General features: G+C 55.0%; 14 protein-coding genes. 4 read left to right on the top strand and 10 right to left on the bottom strand.

Translation table 11 applies throughout. The features are described 5' to 3' along the window. Positions 1-29 precede the first annotated feature (29 nt). The 5 genes from EX31_RS06750 to EX31_RS06730 form a co-directional block, all read right to left on the bottom strand. Entirely contained in the window at positions 30-815 is a 786-nt protein-coding gene (locus tag EX31_RS06750; RefSeq protein WP_037033982.1) for an ABC transporter ATP-binding protein, read from the bottom strand. Further along, entirely contained in the window at positions 815-1,696 is an 882-nt protein-coding gene (locus EX31_RS06745) for an ABC transporter permease (protein WP_013575473.1), read from the bottom strand. Before EX31_RS06745 ends, EX31_RS06750 begins: the two co-directional genes overlap by 1 nt. A 17-nt stretch (positions 1,697-1,713) precedes the next feature. Beyond that, complete coding sequence (locus tag EX31_RS06740; RefSeq protein WP_037033981.1) at positions 1,714-2,694, bottom strand: ABC transporter substrate-binding protein; 981 nt, start codon at positions 2,692-2,694, stop codon at positions 1,714-1,716. A gap of 247 nt (positions 2,695-2,941) precedes the next feature. Next, positions 2,942-3,523 carry a HutD/Ves family protein gene (locus EX31_RS06735; protein WP_081925150.1) on the bottom strand — a complete coding sequence of 194 codons (582 nt, stop codon included), beginning with the start codon at positions 3,521-3,523 and terminating at the stop codon, positions 2,942-2,944. Continuing rightward, positions 3,520-4,893: a formimidoylglutamate deiminase gene (locus EX31_RS06730; protein WP_037033980.1), complete on the bottom strand. Its 1,374-nt coding sequence runs from the start codon at positions 4,891-4,893 to the stop codon at positions 3,520-3,522. Before EX31_RS06730 ends, EX31_RS06735 begins: the two co-directional genes overlap by 4 nt. Before the next feature lie 249 nt (positions 4,894-5,142). Between EX31_RS06730 and hutC the strand changes: the two genes are divergently transcribed. The 3 genes from hutC (at position 5,143) to hutG (ending at position 8,227) form a co-directional block, all read left to right on the top strand. After that, positions 5,143-5,961, top strand: a complete 819-nt coding sequence (gene hutC, locus EX31_RS06725) for a histidine utilization repressor (RefSeq protein WP_037033979.1) — start codon at positions 5,143-5,145, stop codon at positions 5,959-5,961. Between the two features lie 170 nt (positions 5,962-6,131). Beyond that, positions 6,132-7,394: an imidazolonepropionase gene (hutI, locus tag EX31_RS06720; RefSeq protein ID WP_037033978.1), complete on the top strand. Its 1,263-nt coding sequence runs from the start codon at positions 6,132-6,134 to the stop codon at positions 7,392-7,394. Then, complete coding sequence (hutG, locus tag EX31_RS06715; RefSeq protein WP_037033977.1) at positions 7,391-8,227, top strand: N-formylglutamate deformylase; 837 nt, start codon at positions 7,391-7,393, stop codon at positions 8,225-8,227. Before hutI ends, hutG begins: the two co-directional genes overlap by 4 nt. A 418-nt stretch (positions 8,228-8,645) precedes the next feature. Here hutG and EX31_RS06710 read toward each other — a convergent pair whose 3' ends face one another. From EX31_RS06710 to bcsR, 5 genes are read right to left on the bottom strand one after another with little or no spacing between them, the layout of a single operon-like run. After that, complete coding sequence (locus tag EX31_RS06710) at positions 8,646-11,936, bottom strand: cellulose biosynthesis protein BcsC (RefSeq protein WP_037033976.1); 3,291 nt, start codon at positions 11,934-11,936, stop codon at positions 8,646-8,648. Positions 11,937-11,940: 4 nt separating this feature from the next. Continuing rightward, positions 11,941-14,280 (bottom strand): cellulose biosynthesis cyclic di-GMP-binding regulatory protein BcsB, encoded by a 2,340-nt coding sequence (gene bcsB / locus EX31_RS06705; RefSeq protein ID WP_037033975.1) that lies wholly within the window; start codon positions 14,278-14,280, stop codon positions 11,941-11,943. Continuing rightward, entirely contained in the window at positions 14,277-16,892 is a 2,616-nt protein-coding gene (bcsA, locus tag EX31_RS06700; RefSeq protein ID WP_037033974.1) for a UDP-forming cellulose synthase catalytic subunit, read from the bottom strand. Before bcsA ends, bcsB begins: the two co-directional genes overlap by 4 nt. After that, positions 16,889-17,632 (bottom strand): cellulose biosynthesis protein BcsQ, encoded by a 744-nt coding sequence (bcsQ, locus tag EX31_RS06695; RefSeq protein WP_013575463.1) that lies wholly within the window; start codon positions 17,630-17,632, stop codon positions 16,889-16,891. Before bcsQ ends, bcsA begins: the two co-directional genes overlap by 4 nt. Before the next feature lies 1 nt (position 17,633). Then, positions 17,634-17,834, bottom strand: a complete 201-nt coding sequence (gene bcsR / locus EX31_RS06690) for a cellulose biosynthesis protein BcsR (protein WP_013575462.1) — start codon at positions 17,832-17,834, stop codon at positions 17,634-17,636. Between the two features lie 202 nt (positions 17,835-18,036). Between bcsR and bcsE the strand changes: the two genes are divergently transcribed. Then, positions 18,037-19,635, top strand: a complete 1,599-nt coding sequence (gene bcsE / locus EX31_RS06685) for a cellulose biosynthesis protein BcsE (protein ID WP_037033973.1) — start codon at positions 18,037-18,039, stop codon at positions 19,633-19,635. Positions 19,636-19,637 lie beyond the last annotated feature (2 nt).

The following is a 19,637-nucleotide window of genomic DNA, read 5'->3' as shown; positions in this document are numbered from 1 at the left end:
CTATTCTGTACAGATGCGGGGCGGTGAAATCAGTGATCCATTGCCTGCATCGTTTCGGTACGAATTTCTTCGGTAACCCGCGCTTTCAGCGCCATAAATTCCGGCGACGTTTTCAGGGTGTAGTCCCGCGGATGCGGGAAATTAACCGCCACTTCGGTTTTGATCCGCCCCGGCCGGGCACTGAAAATCGCCACCTTATTAGCCATGAAAATCGCTTCGTCGATATCATGTGTCACGAACAACACGGTTTTGCGCGAGGATTCCCAAATCGATAACAGCAGTTCCTGCATCATCACGCGGGTCTGATTATCCAGGGCGCCAAAAGGCTCATCCATCAGCAAAATTTTCGGGTCATTCGCCAGTGCGCGGGCGATGGCGGTGCGTTGCTGCATCCCCCCGGAAAGTTGACGCGGGAAGTGCTGCTCAAAACCCCGCAGCCCGACCTTATTAATAAAGTAGTCGCTGCGCTCTTTTTGCGCTGCCTTACTCACGCCACGCTCCTGCAAACCGAAACAGATGTTCTGTTCAACGGTCAGCCACGGAAACAAGGTATAACTCTGAAAGACCATGCCGCGATCGGCACCGGGGCCGTCCACCTGTTCACCATCGAGCCACACTTCGCCACGCGTTGGCTGATCCAGCCCGGCGACAATGCGCAGCAGCGTGGATTTACCACAGCCGGAAGGCCCGAGAATGGTGATGAAGTCGTTTTCATCAACCCGATAATCCACCGGCAACAGCGCCTGCGTTTTCTCGCCCTTCGGGCCGGTAAAAATACGTTCAACCTGACGGACACTCAGTTTCGGATGGCTCATCACAATGAACTCCATACAAACAGCCGACGGTTGGCCGCTTTGAACAACAGATCGGAGAGCAAACCAATGCAACCAATCACAATAATGCCGAAGATCATTTGCCCGGTATTGAGCAGTGCCTGACTGTTAACAATCATGTGTCCGATACCGCTCGAGGATCCGATAAGCTCCGCCACAATGACATAAGTCCATGCCCAGCCGAGCACAAGGCGCAGCAACTCAGCAATTTCCGGTGCCGCACCGGGAATGATCACCCTGCGCACCACACTCTGGTTGGTGGCGCCCAGCGTATACGCGGCTTCCACCAGGTCACGCCGCGCTGCTCCCACGGTTACCGCCACCATCAGGGTGATCTGGAAGAAAGAGCCGATGAAAATCACCAGAACTTTCTGCATTTCACCAATACCCGCCCACAGGATCAGCAACGGCACAAACGCTGACGCAGGCAGATACCGGCAAAAGGACACAAACGGTTCGAAAAAAGCTTCGATCAGTTTGTAAGACCCCATGAGGATGCCGAGCGGAACGGCAATGGCGCAGGCCAGAATAAAGCCGCCCAGCACGCGCATCACCGTCATACCTATATCAGTCGTAAAATCAAAATCGGTAAAGAGTAAAATCCCTTCCTGCAACATGCTCGCCGGGCTGGCGAGGAATGTCGGGGAAACAAGGCCGGTAAACGTCACCAGCGCCCACACAGCAAAAAACAGCACAAAGAAACAGAACCCGAGAAACCAGCGACGCCGCGACGCGACCGGACGCAAAGGCACCATCATCGGGTTATGCCAGACTTTTTTGCTTGCCGGCAACGGTGCCGGCTCGCGTAAGGCTGACTGCGAAGTCATATGTTGTTCTGCTGTCTGGCTGACAGGGCTGTTCATATCGCGGTCCTTCATGGCTATTTCACGTACTTCGCGTCATATAACGTATTGATTTCCGGCGTTTTACGCAGAATTTTCATCTCAGTCAGCAGGCGCGCCGCTTCGTTAGTGAAGGTCACAATTTCACCGCTGAAGAATTTCTGATTGGCCTCACGATCCTGCCAGCGCAGATAACTGGATTCTTCTGCAAACTGTTTGCCGGTCTCTTTCACTGCTGCGCCCATGATCTCGTTGGATTTCTCCGGTTCTTTCCTGATCATATCCAGCGCTTCAAAGTAGCTGTTCACCAGCGCCTGAGCGGCTTTAGGATTTTTATCCAGCCAGTCTGGCGTACAGCCCAGCGTGTCCATCACCATCGGATATTCCAGCGTGGTTGCCAGAATCTTCCCTTTATCCGGGCTCTGGCGGATGTTGGAAAGATAGGGTTCATAGGTCACTGCCGCATCATTCTGTCCGGCAATAAAGGCATGCGCAGCGGCATCCGGCCCGAGCGTGGCGAGTTTGACGTCTTTCATCGTCATGCCGTTTTTATCGAGGATCCACGCCAGCAGGAAGTAAGAGGACGTACCCGGTGCATCCACGCTGATGGTTTTGCCTTTCAGATCGGTAATCTTGTTGATACCGCTACGCACCGCGATACCATCTGCACCGTAAGATTTATCCAGCTGTACGATTTGTTTGATCGGCACCCCGCTGGCGTTCCAGGTTAAATAGGTTTCCACGGTGGTCGCCGCACATTGCAGGGAACCGGAAGCGATGGCCAGATGACGCGACTGCTGCGGCACCATTTTCAGCGTGACATCCAGACCGTTCTTTTTAAAGATGCCCGCTTTGTCTGCCAGGGTCAGTGGTGCAAAACCGGTCCAGCCAGAAATACCAATAGCAACCGGCGTATTCGCCGCTTGCGCCACGCTGACTGTCACACTACCCAGCGCCACTGCCAGCCCTAACAAAGACAACGAACGCTTCAGTACAGCCCTGGAAATCATGTTGCTCATCTGCCACTCCTGCCAAAGTATCTGTCTCGGGGGAAATGCCTGCTGCAGTGAAAGCCGCAGGCAAATTACGCTACTGTATATTCTTGTCTATACAAGTCAGTCGACAATATTTAAGCAAGCTTTATGCCAGTTTCTGCACATGCACTTTTACAACATTCAGCGCCGGTTATGGGGCGTTTTGCGCGGGCTGATGAATCAATTCGGTGCGCGCCATGCTCCCTTTTAGCGCAATCCTGTAAGGTATTTATCAGCTGATCGCCGCCCACAACAGCAGGCATCTCTGTTGCTGAGCAACTGGGGTCAGACTCACTGAACCCTGTTGCGATTGTGCCGCTGTCTCAGACCAGTAATACCCCTCGCCCGCCCTCAGCAGCGGGCCATCCGCCAGTTGCCACATCCCGCTGATGACATAAATCACGCCACCTTTTTCCCGCGTCACCGTCAGGTGTTCACGTGCGGCAATCACCCGTGCGGCACATTCAGTACGTCGCGTCATGATGTTAAAATCAGTTGTCACTCCTCCCATCAGGCGGGCATGGAGCGCAGTATCACCGCTGAAGGCAAAAGGCTCACCAGCGACAACGAGTAAGTGATCGACATCAGGCTGTGCCTGTAAATGCACACCTTCCCCGCTCAGCAAGGTGATGGAACGGTCAATACCGGGAAATGCCGAGAACGGGCCGTCCTGTGCGATGGTGGCAATGCTGGCGCGCCAGTCAAAATCATGGCCACCGGCAGGGAAACTGAAGATTTCGCGGGTTTCGCCACCGCCGTTACGCCACGGGCTGACCGGCAGGTCATCGAAGGTGAAATGCTGCCAGGCAATCATGCAACGTCCCCCGCCAGCTGACGGAGAAGCGCGAGGAAATCCGCCGCCGCAACCTGTTGTTGTTCATGCTGGCCGTTCACAATGCGCGCAATACCGCCGACATACACATCACGGATCTGCCCGGTATTACCGGCGAACAGCCAGCGGTTGAGCAGTTCACTGTTTTTTGCGGCGGCAAGATAGGGATCCTGCCCGTCGAGCACCAGCCAGTCGGCACGATAACCCGCAGAAAGCTGCCCGATAGCCGCGCCGCAAGCCTGTGCACCGCCCTGTAATGCCTGCGTATACAGCACATCGCCTACAGAATTTTGCGCAGAGGTCGTCAGCCGGTTACGTCGCTGGTCACGCAGGCGTTGCCCGTATTCAAACCAGCGCAGTTCTTCAACCACGTTCAGGGAGACATGGCTGTCGGAACCGATCCCCCATCGACCTGACTGCGCCAGATAATCGACGCCGGGGAAAATGCCATCGCCCAGATTAGCCTCGGTGGTCAGACACAACCCCGCGACCGCCCCGCTGTTTGCCATGCTCGCCAGCTCGAAACGGTCAGCGTGCGTGGCGTGGATCAGACACCAGCGGGAATCAATATCCAGATTGTCATACAGCCAGGAAATCGGGCGCTGCCCGCTCCAGCCCAGACAATCGTTCACTTCTTTCTGTTGTTCGGCGATATGAATATGCACCGGCAGGTTTTTATCTGCGGACTGCAACACCTGCTGCATTTGTTCCAGCGTGACTGCGCGCAGGGAGTGGAAGCACAGTCCCTGATTTTGCAGGCTTTTACCGCTGAGTTGTTTGCGGATAATTTCCTGTTGTTTGAGGTAACTGTCCGTATCCTGAATAAACCGTTTCTGTCCGGCCTGTGCCGGTTGCGCGCCAAATCCGGCGTAACTGTAAAGCACCGGCAGCATGGTCAGTCCGATGCCGGTTTGTGACGCGGCTTCACTCAGATGGGCAGTCATTTCACCGTGGTCGGCATAAGTCTGACCGCTGATGTCGTTATGCAGATAGTGGAATTCAGCCACCTGCGTGTAACCCCCTTTGAGCATTTCGATATACAACTGACGGGCAATGACACCCACCTGCTCAGGCGTGAGGCGCTGCACCATGCGATACATCAGCTCACGCCAGGTCCAGAAGCTGTCCTGCGGATCACCGGCGACTTCCGCCAGCCCGGCCATCACCCGCTGAAAGGCGTGTGAATGGAGGTTCGGCATGCCCGGAACCACCGGGCCGGAAAGGGGAAGACACCCCTGCGCATCGTTGTCCGGGGTCACCGCAGTCAGCATTCCGGCTGCATCGACGTCCAGCCGCACGTTATGCGCCCAGCCATCTGAAAGTAAGGCGCGTGAAGCAAAATAAGCAGGCATAACAGCATCATTCCTGAACAGTAAGAAGAAACATAAATGCAATTTTACGGAAACAATTGCAAAACTTTTAACCGACTTGTCTATACATATACATATGCCTGATTGCGCTGTAAACTTGCAACAACCCTTTTTTTATAAATTTAGTTTTCCGTCACGCCCTTTCCGTTTACTTTCCACTGATGGAAAATGCCGGGCGAACAGGCAAGCTTTCCCAATATTTCTGGAATTTCATTGAGTGAGGTAAGAGATATGTCGGAGCCCACACCACTTTCTCAACATGGTGCCGCGCCACATCAGGTCACACAACAACAGGGCGTGTCGCAGCAGACATTGTCCGAACTGGCGGCCGCGATGAGCGATACACCCGCACCGATTTATCAGCGGGTGAAACAGGCGATCATCAGCCAGATCCGCGCCGGTGTCTGGAAACCGCATCAGCGGGTACCTTCTGAAAGTGAGCTGGTCAATGAAATTGGCGTCAGCCGTATGACCATCAACCGTGCTTTGCGTGAACTGACCAGCGAAGGTTTTTTGATCCGCATGCAGGGAGTCGGCACGTTTGTGGCCGAAGCCAAGGCCTACACGCCGATGCTGGAAGTGCACAACATTGCCGATGAAATTGCCCAGCGCGGTCATCGCCACGACAGCAAGATTCTGGTGTGTGAAGCGCGGCTGGCGGATGCCGATCAGGCGCTGCAACTGGGTATCGCCACTGGCACGATGATGTTTTATTCGCAAATTGTTCATTACGAAAACAACGTCGCGGTGCAGATTGAAGACCGTTTTGTGAACCCGGAAACCGCACCCGATTATCTGCAACAGGTGCTGAACAAGCAGACGCCCTATACGTACCTGATGGAAATCGCGCCGCTGACGGCGGGTGAACATCGCGTTGAAGCCATCAGCGCCAGCGATGAGCAACGCGAGCTGTTGCAACTGAATGAACATGAGCCTTGTCTCCTGATCCACCGCCGGACCTGGAGCGGCAGCCGCGTAGTGACTTCCGCGCGCCTGATTTACCCGGGTTCCCGCTATCAATTATTTGGACGTTTCACCAGCCACGGCTGATTCCGGCACACCTTAATGGCGGCTTTGTACGGCCGCTATCTCTTCGTTCAAATTTTGGAAGACGTCTCGTAATAAGAAAAAACTATCGCCGGGCGCCTTGCCGGTTTAACGGTTATGCGTTAGGTTGACTTTAGTTGTCTATACAAGATGAATTCAGCCTGGAGCCTGTCATGCCGGTAGCGATATCCCCTTCTTTTTCTTCCGAACCCCCTTCCCGTTGTGACAGCGTATGGCGCGGTGCCACGCTGGTCACCATGCAGGACGGCCATTACAACCTGATTGAAAACGGGGCGATTGCTGTCGCAGGCGGGAAAATCGTCTGGACCGGCCCTGCCGCAGATTGTCCGGTTTTCGCAGGCGCCACACAGCATGAATTCAGCGGCGGGATCATCACGCCGGGCTTTGTTGACTGCCATACGCATCTGGTATTTGGCGGCGACCGCAGCGCAGAATTTGAACAGCGGCTGAACGGCGTCAGCTACGCAGAAATCGCCGCAGCCGGTGGGGGAATTCTCTCCACCGTCAATGCCACCCGCGAGGCCACCGAAGATGAACTTCTGGCTCAGGCGTTGTTCCGCTTACAGCCCTTGCTGGCCGAAGGCGTAACCTGTGTTGAGATTAAATCGGGTTACGGGCTGAGTGTAGAGAGCGAGCTGAAGATGCTGCGGGTGATCCGCCGGTTAGGTGTCATGCTGCCAGTCGAGGTGAAATCCACCTGCCTTGCCGCTCATGCCCTGCCGCCGGAATTCAAAGGACGCGCTGATGACTATATTGACCTCATCTGCGACACATTATTGCCGGAGGTTGCCAGTGAAAATCTGGCCGACGCCGTCGATGCCTTTTGTGAACATCTGGCGTTCTCACCGGCACAGGTTGAACGGGTTTTTAATGCCGCAAAAACCTTAGGTTTACCGGTTAAATTACACGCCGAACAACTGTCTTCCCTGCATGGTAGCGCCCTGGCTGCACGACATCATGCGCTGTCAGCCGACCATCTGGAATACGCCACAGCAGAAGATGCTCAGGCAATGGCCGCCAGCGGCACCGTCGCCGTATTACTGCCCGGGGCCTATTATTTGCTGCGCGAAACACAATGCCCGCCGGTGGATGAGTTCCGCAAACATCGGGTGCCGATGGCGCTGGCCAGTGATGCCAATCCGGGCACATCGCCTGCGCTTTCATTGCGTCTGATGCTGAACATGGGATGTACCTTGTTCCACCTGACGCCTGAAGAAGCGCTGGCCGGGATCACCTGCCATGGTGCACGTGCGCTGGGTTTACAGGACACGCACGGCACGCTGGAAGCGGGCAAAGTCGCTGACTTTATACACTGGCCACTGTCGCGTCCTGCCGGGCTGGTTTACTGGCTGGGCGGTCAGTTGCCCTGCACTGTTGTTTTTCGTGGAGAAGTACGAGGAGAGTTACGTTCATGAGCCTTTCAACTGCCAATGTTATCGCTGAACCGTACCATTTTATCCAGGGTACAGCGCCGTTACTGATCAGTATCCCTCACGCAGGTACACATCTGACGCCAGAAGTCGCCAGCGGTCTGAGCGAAGCCGCCCTCCCGCTTTCCGATACCGACTGGCATATCCCGCAACTGTACGATTTTGCGCGCTCACTGGGTGCCAGCATTTTGGTCGGCCAGTATTCACGGTTCGTTATCGATCTCAACCGGCCTTCCGACGATAAACCGCTGTATACCACTGCCACCACGGGTTTGTATCCCGAGACGTTATTTGATGGTCGCGCGACCTTCAAACCAGGCATGACGCCGACAAATACCCAACGCCAGCAATATTTGGATCAAATCTGGCAACCGTATCACCAGAAAATCCAGTCAGAACTGGCGCGCATGAAACAGGAATTCGGTTATGCACTTCTGTTTGATGCGCATTCCATTGCATCGGTGATCCCGCGTCTTTTCGACGGCCAGTTACCGGATCTCAACCTCGGCACCAACAGCGGCGCAAGCTGTTCACCGGCGCTGAGTGAAATCCTTGAGAGAACCTGCCAGCAACAAACCCGCTTCAGCCATGTGCTTAATGGCCGTTTTAAGGGCGGATATATCACGAGGGCTTACGGCCAGCCTGATGTGGATATTCACGCTGTTCAGCTTGAGCTGGCGCAGGTGAATTACATGGAGGAGATGGAGCCATTTGCCTACTCGCCTGATAAGGCGGCTGAATTGCAGGTGTTATTGAAACAGTTGCTGGAAGGGATGGTGAGATGGGGGACGGACAGGTATAAACAAAGCGCTGTTTAATTTCGCTTTTCGCTGGCCGCTAAGGCTTGATCGAGATTATTTCGGTTTCTCAATTGTGGTTATCACCCGGCCTTTCGCGCCGAAATTGTTTTGTTTTTTTAAAAGCCAGGGGCGATTCAGAAATCTTGCTGAACGGAGCGGCCTGGAGACCAAAGGCTCCAGGACCGAGTGAAGGAACCGCAACGCGGCAAGATTTCCAGCCTGTCTCCTTGGTTCCTGAAACATAGCCAGCGAGCGAAGCGCGTAGTGAAAAAGCGCGGGAGTCCAGAGGGCGCGCGCTTACGCGTCCTCTGGGCCAGTTTGGGCGGCGAGCCCAAGGTCTTGAGGTTTAACCGTCATAACCGCTGATAAGAAACCGAAATTTTCTCAATCAAGCCACTGCTGCAAGCGAGAAACCGCCCTAATGCCCGGTCTGCCATTATTTAAAGTCCGCATACGGCACTAACGGTTCCGGCGGCATATCCAGATCCCCTTGCCAGCCGCTCATCGAATATCTCGCGTAGAGCAGAAAGTGGCTTGGCGTGTAATCCTTCGCCTGCTGAATATCAATCCCCCCGCCGACGGTCCAGTGAGAACTGACGCGCCGTTCGAGCAGTGCCTGCAATGTATAGCCAAAACCGGATCCACTGCTGCCGGTTTCGATGGCATTTTTATCCGGTAATGAATCCGGGATCAGATTCTGGATCGGATAGCGTTTCTGATCGCTGGTTGAGGAGCGCGACCAGGAGACCGAACCGCCAAGCTGCCATGACCAGTTCTCCGTGCGCTGGCGATAACTGACCGGTACGGAGAGTGAGAAGTATTGCTGCGGACTGTAGTAACCCCCCTGTCCCAGCGTGTAACCGCTGAGATCTTTCTGGTAATGCCAGAGCATGGAGCTGAGGCCCACCGTGGCGCGGCGGTTATCTTCGTTAATGACTTTGTAGTAATAGCCCCCCATCAGGCGTTCGCGGGTGTTGTCTTCGACATTTTCACCGGTCAGCTGATGCGCGCTGAGATCAGCCCACACGCCGTTAGCCTGCCCCTGATCGTAACTTAATCCCAGGCTGGCACCGGTCGCACGAACGCCGCCCCAGGTGGTGCCGGTCCCCGGATCTTTTGCGCCCGCGAAAGAAAGTAACGAACTGGAAACCGGACGGCGTGACACAGTGGTCGTCCAGCCGATATCGCCCCAGTCACCGCTGTAAGCCAGCCCGCCGACCCAGTCTACAACCGGGAAACCCAGTGGCGTGGTGCCTAAATCGCCTTTCCATTTGTCATTTTCCCATCCTGCGCCAAGGCTGACGCCATTGGCGTTCTGGCTGCGGTAACGGCGGCAGTTTTGATCGCTACAGGTCCCGAAACTGGCTTCGTAATTACCGTCTTCGTTATCAAAGGTTCCGGCATCCATCCGCACCCAGTCGGCCCTCAGGAATCCGCGCCCCTGATAAACCGGCATATCCGCCTGCAACATGGTGGTGTTGGCCGTGAGATCAGATTTCCCCGGCGTGCCGCTTGATGTCCACGAATCGGTGTCCAGCGTGAAATTCACATCCTGCTGACGGTACAGATCATGCGCGTCTGAACGGATACCGCGTTTCAGCCAGTCATCCGTGGCATTGTTGCGGGTCAGGCGCGTATAGCTGTCGTTATCTTCTGGCACTTTACCGGTGATGCCGCTGGCGACCATCGCCTGTGCGTAATCCTGACGCGCCGTTTGTGGCTGTCCGAGTTGCTGCTCAAGGTTGGCGGCGTTGCGATAAATCAGCGCCTTGTCTTGTCCGTCCGGCTGCGAACGCGCAGCCGTTTTCAAGGGTTGTAACAGCGCCGCCGCTTTGGTGGTTTCACCGACATCACGCCAGGCCATGGCGACCTGTCGTTGCTGATTCAGGCTGAGTTCATGCAGATCAGCCTGCTGCAACTGCTGTTTCGCCTGCGAGGTATTACCGGCAGCAAGGGAAGTATCAATGGCGGTCAGGGTTTTACCGAGCTGAATGCGCTGCGCCATTTCGCGCATGTTGTCGTCCCATTTCGCCTGCGGCAAGGTATTGAGATGGCGCAGTGCGGCGTCGTCACGATCGGAACCGGACAGATACAACGCATAAGCGTAAACCTGTTGCGGATCCACCGGACGCTTCGCCGCAAGCTGTGCAAAAGCCGCATCCGCCTGCGCCGGTTCACCCGCCTCACGCAGGGCACTGGCATAATGGTAGGTCGTCCAGACATCGTCCGGATTGAGTTTCAGCACCTCGCCGTAGCGGTTCGCAGCCTGATTCCAGTTGTGTTCGGCGGCATATTTTTGCGCCTGCGCAGTGACAACGTCACTTTGCAGTCCACGCTGTTTATCGCTGAGTTTCGCCTGCGATGCACCAGGCAATGAATTAATGTAATCCAGCGCTTTTTGCGGCGACTGACGCTGATAGATATTCGCCAGCCCGCGCTGGGCGCTACTGTTATCGTGCTCCAGCTTCAGTGCGCGACGGTAAGCCTGCTCCGCCTGCGTGTCATTTTTGCGCTCAACCGCCACATCCCCAAGCCCGATCTGCGCCCACGGGTCGCGGGAGTCCAGACGTTGCGCCTGGTTGTAAGCCGCTTCGGCCTGATCAAGCAGCCCGGTTTTCAATGCCTTATCGCCCTGCTCGATTTTCAGCCAGTAGCTGTTGGACCGGATCAGGCTGTTCCATTTACCCGCGTTATAGCCATCTGTTTCGGCGGCTTTCGCCCGCTGAAACAAAGTCAGCGCCTGCTGGCGGTTACCGGCGCGGGAATAAGCCAGCCCCATCGCACCGAGGACTTCAGCATCGTCAGGTTGCGCCTGCAATGCCTGCTTCAGCGGCGCAATCGCGCCGGTGGAACCACCATTATTAATCTGCGCCAGACCACGGAGTCGCGCCTGATAACGCGGATCGGCCAGTAACGCCTGCTGGCGCTGAAGTTCCTGCTGCGCGGCAATCACCTGCGGACCGGTGTCGAACGTGGCGATAAACTGTTGCAAGGCATCGACGCTCGGGTTGCCCACAGGCTGGTCCTTAATCTTCTGCAGCCATAAATCAGCGGCCGGAGAACGCCCTTCATTGGTGGCGGCGATTTGCTTAATCAGCCCGACAGCTTTGGCGTTATCCCCTTCGTCAAACGCCATCTGCGCCAGTTGCAGACGTAACTGCACATCACCCGGATACTGATTATTCAGCGCCTGAAGCTGTGCCTGCGCACGGGCTTTTTGCCCCGGCAGCCGCGCAATAAGTTGCCAGTATTCTACTGCCAGATCCAGCGTTGGCGGCTGGCCACCAAACAACTCATCATATTGCGCTTTGGCTTCATCGAGCCGCCCTGCCGTTGCCAGTAACCGCGTCTGCTGGAGTTTTTGCTGCATTTCCGGGGAGGCGATTTTCAGGCTCAGCTGCGCCTGCCGGTATTCATCCGAACCAGGCGAAACCTGTTTAATTTTTTCCAGTTGCTGCTGTGCCTTGGCCTGATCGCCTTCGCGGAGAAGCAAACGTAAACGGGCGGACATGACTTTCGGGTTTTGCGGATCCATTAATTCCAGGCGAAACAGGGACTGACGCACCAGATCGTCCTGATGACTGGCTTCACCGACCCGCACCTGTTCCAGTAACCATTGTTCCGGTGAAACAACGGGGGCTGCAACCGCAGGCGCAGCCAGCAAGGCCAGCCCTATCGTCAGGGCCAGTCTGCTGCGCAAAAACAGGTTTGTGCGCTGTGTGTTCACGGACTTATTCCTGGTCATCATCAGACAGACGACGACGGGCCAGAGAACGCAAACCGGTCCACAACAGGATTGCTGCCAGAATCACCACGATCACCGCCATAACCGCCAGCAATACCGGATGGTTCGCCAGGGCGTTCCATACCCGCTCCCACCACGGCAAATGGCCAGCATAATAGGTATCACCGACTTTCAGGCTGCTGACGCCGGAATCACGCACCACCGCTACCGAGCCAAAGACCTGCGCCCTCTGTTTGCTATCCTGCATCGACTTGTTCAGCATTTCGAAGCCCTGCTGACCGTTTGCCATCAGCGCGACCACGCTGCGCTGATCAAAGTACGGCGACTGTAACCCGACAACCGCTGCAATCGGGCCTTGCGCACTGATTTGCGCGCTGGCATCCACCCGCGCATCGCTGGCCGGTGCCGTGTTATCCGGTAACGATGTCTGGCGGACTGGCGTATTCACCGCATCGCGCGCTGCCTCGATCAGTAAGCTGGCCTTTTTCTCATCGCGCATGCTGTCGTCACGCAAATCCGCAGGCAGATTGCCGATCACCAGCAGATCGGCGTCGGTGGATTTTGCTTTTGCCGCATCTTCGGTCAGCCCCACGCCAAGCGCCGGATAACCGGTGAGTGCGCCAATATTGCCCATCGTATCAAGCAGCGTGGTTAACTGAACCGGTTGCGGTTGCGGCTGAACCAGAAGCAGCGTCTGGGATAAATCCGCCAGGCGGCTGAACGGGAAACCGGCGTTGGCGAAGGCGCGCAAGTCAGGCATCGCCATGAAATGGCGGTAACCGGAGAAGTCGATAGTGGAGCTGTCATCTATCACCACATGATTTGGCACGGTGTTATAGGTTTCACAGCGCCCTTCGGTGCCGCTCGCCAGCAGCGAGGTGTAGTCAAAATCGAAGCGGATCTGGTTAACCGCACCCAGTTTCAGCGCGGGAATATTCAGGTCTTTGCTGCCATCCAGCAGCCCCTGTAACAGGGACAGATGCAGTAATTGTGAATCCTCATCGTGTCCGGTTTTCAGGGTCAGATCCTGCACAAACTGGTTATTCAGGCTGATGCTCAGGCGAGAAGTGTTTTTCAGCTGTGGCGAGGTATAACGGTACTTCAGCCGCATATCGATACCGGAGCTGTTAATCAGGAACAGATCCGGCGGCAGATTAATGTTGAGCGTGATCGGATTCGGCTGGATGCCGTCAGACTGTAACTGTTCCGCATACTGTTTCAGTTCGCCAAAGTTCATCGGGCGATCGGTACGCACCCAGTTTGGCGCGTCATACGGCTGGCGTGGCTGGATCCTGTCCACTTTATCGACGCCGATCGTTTCGCCACGAAACAGGATATTCCCCTGCGCAATGCCTTGTACTGCCGTCAGTAAGTCCTGATCATCACGACCGAGGATCAGCAGCATTTTGATGTACGGATTATCCGGGCGGCTGATCATCTGCACCACCGGCCCTTTCACCGGCGGCAATTCTTTGAGGAAATCAGGGCGTTTGCCATTGGTTGCAAACACCACCGCGTGGCTGTCCGGCAACTGGTTATACAACGTCGGGAAGGATTGCCCGCGCCACTGGGCTTTGGTGCCGAACCAGGAGGCCAGAATCGCCGCTGCCTGTTGCTGGCCGGCATCCGGAGACGTGGCAAAGACCATCGGCAGGCTCAGCGGACGACTGTCGCGCGCATCAAAGAACGGTACCGGGAAATGTGCCAGATCGTTGCTCAGCGGCAGTTTCTGATATTGCAGGCTAAGCGAACTGCCCTTGCCGATTTCCAGCCACAGGGTGGTGTTCGCCGGGTTTTCACAGACGTTCTGGTAGTGACCAATAAACTCCAGACGGATGCGGTTGAAGTCGGTGACATAACGCGGGTCAATGGTCATCTGCAGGTGATTTTTCTTGCCGAGCTGGTCTTTATCAATCACTTCAACGCCCATCAGCTGGTCGTTGAGATACACCTTAAGATGCGACTGAACCGGGATCAGCGATGGCGACGGCGTGAACTCGAGATTCAGTGTGGCCTGTGTCACGACTTCGTCACTGCGCACACCGAACTCAATCTGTCCGTTCGGCTGAATACCGCGCAAGGTGATGGCACCCGGCTGCGGTGCCACATCGGCAAACGGTAATGTCACGCTGCGCACTGGCGCACCCGGAATAATCATCGGGTTTACCGCAGGCGCCACCATCGGCAGGGTCACTTCAGGCGCAGGCGTGGCGTTGCCCGGTACAACCGGTGCAGGCGTCTGTTCACTGAAGGCCGGAGCCACAGAACCCAACGCCAATGTCATCAAGGCAGATGCCATAAAAGTGGTTAACGGAAGTCTTTTCATTGTTTTGTCATCATCAGGTTGTATTCATCAGGCTGAACGGCAAGCGGCGGATTACGCGGAGCGAAAGACAGCAGCCAGCGGCCAAACGTTCGGGTTCCGGACGCCAGCGGACGGTAGCGTTGCGGGGCGATGTCCAGCATCCGCAGATAGCCACGGATCCCCAACCCCAGCACCTCACGCAGGCTTTCCATCGGTTTGTCTTCAGGGAAGTTGTCTTCGCGTAATACCCAACTGTCGGCCCGGGCAAACGTACATTGGATGAAATCGATATGTTGTTGGGTGGTTAATGGCAGTAACTGCATGCCGATGCTTTCACCAAACACGCGGCTGATCTGCATCGGGAAGGTATATTCCTGTTGTCCACGGTGAAGCAGCAACGTGACGTTGTCACCGGCATGAAACTGGCTTGCGCTCGGGGTTTCCAGTCCGACACCGTTGTCGGAGTAGTCCTGAATGGTGCAGACATAAATGTGTCCGTCGGGTTTTAATAGTGACGCGGGCATTCTGGCTTCTACACGGTGTGCCTGGCGCACCTGTTTGGATTCGAACGCCACGGCAATCGCCCCGCCCAGAATAATCATGTTGTAAATCACCCACGCCATACTCACCAGCACCGTCAGGATTTCATCCGGGCGGCCATAAACAATGCGGTAAGCACCGAAGAATAAACCGGCCAGATTGAGCAACATCAGGATCTGATACGGGCGGCTGATTTTCCAGTCAACGTAAGCGTGCTTATTCAGGCCGCCTTTGGCCGTGACGTTGAAAGCCCCGGCATGCGGATTAAACAACGCCACGGTGGTTGGCCTGGCGATATACCAGGCCAGCACGGTTTCGTAGATTTCATTCCAGAACGAATGGCGGTATTTGCCCTGTACGCGGGAGTTAGTCAGGCTGGCATGGATCATGTGCGGCAAGACATACAGTGCGATGGCAACGGCCGGTGCATAAATGATGTAAGCATGCAGCAGCAGAAACGCCAGGGGCGCTGTGAGGAAGATCAGGCGCGGAATACCGGCCAGAAAATGCAACATGGCGTTGGCGTAACACAACCGTTGCGCCAGCTTCAGTCCTTTACCAAACATCGGGTTATCGAGGCGGAATATCTGTACCATGCCGCGCGCCCAGCGGATCCGCTGGCTGATGTGAGCAGACAGGCTTTCCGTCGCCAGCCCCGCCGCCTGCGGAATACGAATATACGCCGACGTGTAACCGTGGCGGTGCATCCGCAGAGACGTGTGCGCATCTTCAGTGACCGTTTCTACGGCGATACCGCCGATTTCATCAAGCACATCGCGGCGCAATACGGCGCAGGATCCACAGAAGAAACTGGCATCCCACAGGTCGTTGCCGTCCTGCACCAGTCCGTAAAACAGTTCGCCTTCGTTTGGCGTGCGGCGCATACGGCCCAGATTACGTTCGAACGGATCGGGCGAGAAAAAATGATGCGGCGTTTGCAACATGCTGAGTTTTTTATCTTTAAAGAACCAGCCGACCGTCAGTTGCAGGAAAGAACGGGTCGGCACGTGGTCGCAGTCAAAAATCGCCACAAGCTGGCTTTTCGCCTGTTTCAGTGCGTTATTGATGTTGCCCGCTTTGGCATTTTCACGCGTTTCACGGGCGATGTATTTCACACCAATTTCATGGGCAAAATCGGCGAATTCCTGCCGGTTGCCGTCATCAAGCAGATAAATGGTCAGTTTGTCCCGGGGCCAGTCGAGACCCAGCGCGGCGTACAGCGTCGGTTTCACGACGCTGAGATCTTCGTTATACGTCGGGATCAGCAAATCCACCGTCGGCCACGTCGAGACATCCGCAGGCATTGGCACCGGTTTACGGTTAAGCGGCCAGAGGGTCTGGATATAGCCCAGCACCAGCACCGTCCAGGAATAGGTTTCGGCACCTAACAGAAGCAGGCCGCAAATCAGACTCAGCGGATCTTCCCAGTTCAGCGTTGAGGTGTAGCGCCACCATAAATAACGGCAGGAAATGGTCAGCGACAACACGATCATCATCAGCGCCGGGAAGCGGCCCGGAATACGGCGAATAATCATCGCAATGCTCCACAGCAGCATCACGAAGACAAACTGTGCGATGTAACTAAAAGGCTGAGAAATACAGAACATCGCCAGGGTGAGCGCCACCAGTGCGGTCATCCAGACCAGAATACGTTTACCGAGACGGCTCATTTTGCCGATACGGCGTGTGACCTTAATTTCCAGCGGACTGTGTGTGACCTGTTCAGGCAATAATTCGAGCCACAAATGGATTTTTTTGCGTAACTGCTGTGGCCAGCGGGTGTGAATCACACGTCCGCGCCGGCTTTCAGCAGGCAGGATGATCAGCAACCACAAGCTTTGCACGATATAGCGCAGCGGATCGGCCAGACGCGGGCGCGACGGCGAAATCTGCGGATACCAGCGGGTGCGTTGTGCTTTAACACGCTGCCAGACAGGGGATTCAAAACGCAAAAACAGCCAGCTTAACGCCACGCAGAAAATCATTACGCCAGCGGCGGTCCGTGAGGAGTGGCTGGCGCGATAGTACCGGTAGCGGTTTTGTAATTCGAAAACTACCGGCGGCACCAGAAACAGGTTGAGCACGCGGTTCATTTTTCCGGACTCCGCCCCATTGTCTGGCTGTGCACGTCCCCTGAATGGCGCAAATGCAGCAGGAACCAGTTCGCCAGCGTGTTAATTTCGCGACTGATTTTACTGTTACTATTCCATTCCCCTGCCGGTTGTTTCGCCGCCAGTGACTCCGCCATGGCTTCGTCGCGGTGTAAAATCACCGGAATCAAAACGGGTAAAGTTTCCTGCCATAACAGCAAAATATCCTGCTGTAACTGACTGGAAGGAATGAACTGATTGAGCAGATAGCGCCCGTTGGCTGGCAGCACATACTGATGTAAACGGGTGTGTGACTGGGTATCGGCGTGGAGAAGCACTACCGTACTGTCGGCAATTTTTTGCGCGGTCAGCGGATCGGCTGCCGGAGAGTCGATCAGGATCCAGTCATATACGCCGGTATTTTTAAGCTGAGTGATCGCCTTTTGCCAGTCAAAATCCGGCTGACTGGCGTCGCCGGTCGTGGCATGCCCGTAAGGCAGGAAATCAAGATGAGAGTGGTAACGCAGTGCGGAGTTTTGCCACGGCTCTCCTGTATTGTGCGCATAGCGCCATCCGCGAGCCTGAGCGAAAGGCATACCAAAGTGCAATCGCAGTAAGTTTTCCGGTGAAAAGTCGATGACCAGAACCTTTTCATTTAATTGCGCAAGACCCCAGGCCAGTGCAGCCGTGACTGAAGTGGTGCCCGTACCGCCACGAATTCCCTGTAAGGCAATGACAGCCATATTATTTTTTCTCCGCGCCGCGTTCACCGTATTGCGCCAGCTCAGCCAGTAGCGGCCAGCGGGACATTAGTTGCGGAATCTTTTCTTTACGGGCTATATCGACATAATTTAATTCTGACAAAGAAAAAAGGTGACTCAGTGCAAAGAAATCATCATCTTTCGTCGGTTCAGATTCCTCCGGGTCTACAATATTGGCTCCCACCGATTCTTTCTCCCTGCTTCAATCTAAATACTGATACCACGACAGCCAAAATGCGCTGACCTGTCTGGGCTTTTTAGTATCAAACATTATTGTGAAGTATTATGATTATTTAATGTAGCAATGATAGAATTTATTATACTCACATTTCTCAGTGTGTCCCAAGCAGACTTTTAATCAAAAACGATACAAGCAGATTAACTATATGGCACTCTCCTTTTCATTGGGCATGAAGCAATTCTGGAATGGATTAGCCCGGATGCAGGCTCAGGGGCTTTACTGGGTTAACACCGAAAGTCAGGAAGCCGCTTATCATCTTTGCGGACAAACGGTTGAGGCTCAGCAAGGTGAAGTTCCGGTCAACGTTTTTTTCCCACAGCACAATTTAATTTGCACTGCACAAGAAAACAGGCTATCTGACGATGATATCCTTCTCACTTATTTAAAAAAATATCAGAAAAAAACGTTTTATTACCTGTTAGCGAATGGGAAGAAAGCATTTCTCTCCCTTGCAGCGGATATTAATCGTTTGCCTGCTCACTCAGCCTCATTAATGATTCTATTACTTCCGGTCAGTACCTGGCAGGCGCTAAATGATAAACAATGGGTCCGCTGGCTGAGTGAAATGAGCGCATGTGTCAATAATAAAGGTGCAACGATCCTTATTATCTGCTATGGAGCCGGTATTAATGCGGTTAAAACTCAGCTTCATTTATACCATCGCAATATATGCGGTCTTGCGGATTTGAAAACAGATGTTGAACCGAACCAGTGGGGCGTTTCCTGGTGGCATGACAATTTGGGGGCAGAAGCCAATACACTTTATCCCCTGACGCGCCGCCCAACCGGCTGGGAAATTCAAAAGAACGCCTCTGCCGCTGTTTCCGAACAAACCGGCGATGATCAGTGGATGCTGCTGGCCGAACGCTCAGTGCTTGAAGGCGCTCCTGCGCTTTCAGAACGCTGGTTCCTGTTCGATGATAATGAAGCGCTGAGCGAGCGCGCGGCACATGCGCGATCGGCGACGGTCATTTTCGCCCTCACCGGTAATGACGAAGTCGAAGTGCTGGCCCGTCAGGTTCATCGTTTACGCATGCAGCGTGGCAATGGTTTAAAAATTGTCGTGCGCGAAATGAATTCTTCTTTGCGCTATGTCGATCAGCGTCTGCTCCAGGCCTGTGGCGCGAATCTGGTTGTGCCACAGGCAGCGCGCCTCTCCAACTTTCTGACCCTGCTCGATGACCTGCAAAATCTCACTTATACCCGCCATGTGCCGGATGATATCGGGCTGCTGCTCGACAGCCGCCTGCCCACGCATCATAAGGGTTATCTGCCACTGCCGGTTTTCTGCGAAGTCATGCACGATATCTGGAATCACGCCGCGCTGGCGACGGAATCCCGGGGCATTTTAATTTCGCTGCGCCCTGCCGCCGGGATCAGCCCGCAGCAGGCGATGTCTTTGTGTTCGCTGCGCCGCGACGGCGATATTCTGACGGTTACCGGGCGTCATCTGTATCTGTTCCTGTCGAACTGTCAGGTCAGCGACGTCGAAAATGTACTGGCGTTTCTGTTTAATCTGCCGGTCAAAGAAGTGTTCACCAGCCAGACGTTCTGGAGCCAGGAGCTGGATATCCGCACGGAAGTTCTGCGTCTGGCCGCCAGGCCGCCGATGGCAAATCCGGTGTCTGAAGCGCAGCCTTTTGTGGCGCATAAAACCGAACCTTTAAAACGTGCGCAGGTTCATCAGCCCGTTCCCATCACGCTGGCCGTGAGCGATACGCCAGTTATTCAGGCGCAGGAGTAAAA

Origin of the sequence: Rahnella sp. WP5 (genome assembly GCF_000745615.1) — a bacterium.
Taxonomy (GTDB): Bacteria; Pseudomonadota; Gammaproteobacteria; order Enterobacterales; family Enterobacteriaceae; genus Rahnella; species Rahnella aceris.
This window is presented reverse-complemented; position numbering and strand designations above follow the sequence as displayed.

Coding starts and splice junctions, on each gene's coding strand:
- EX31_RS06750 (WP_037033982.1), bottom strand. CDS start 815: ATGAGCCATCCGAAACTGAGTGTCCGTCAGGTTGAACGTATTTTTACC.
- EX31_RS06745 (WP_013575473.1), bottom strand. CDS start 1,696: ATGAACAGCCCTGTCAGCCAGACAGCAGAACAACATATGACTTCGCAG.
- EX31_RS06740 (WP_037033981.1), bottom strand. CDS start 2,694: ATGAGCAACATGATTTCCAGGGCTGTACTGAAGCGTTCGTTGTCTTTG.
- EX31_RS06735 (WP_081925150.1), bottom strand. CDS start 3,523: ATGATTGCCTGGCAGCATTTCACCTTCGATGACCTGCCGGTCAGCCCG.
- EX31_RS06730 (WP_037033980.1), bottom strand. CDS start 4,893: ATGCCTGCTTATTTTGCTTCACGCGCCTTACTTTCAGATGGCTGGGCG.
- hutC (WP_037033979.1), top strand. CDS start 5,143: ATGTCGGAGCCCACACCACTTTCTCAACATGGTGCCGCGCCACATCAG.
- hutI (WP_037033978.1), top strand. CDS start 6,132: ATGCCGGTAGCGATATCCCCTTCTTTTTCTTCCGAACCCCCTTCCCGT.
- hutG (WP_037033977.1), top strand. CDS start 7,391: ATGAGCCTTTCAACTGCCAATGTTATCGCTGAACCGTACCATTTTATC.
- bcsB (WP_037033975.1), bottom strand. CDS start 14,280: ATGAAAAGACTTCCGTTAACCACTTTTATGGCATCTGCCTTGATGACA.
- bcsA (WP_037033974.1), bottom strand. CDS start 16,892: ATGAACCGCGTGCTCAACCTGTTTCTGGTGCCGCCGGTAGTTTTCGAA.
- bcsQ (WP_013575463.1), bottom strand. CDS start 17,632: ATGGCTGTCATTGCCTTACAGGGAATTCGTGGCGGTACGGGCACCACT.
- bcsE (WP_037033973.1), top strand. CDS start 18,037: ATGGCACTCTCCTTTTCATTGGGCATGAAGCAATTCTGGAATGGATTA.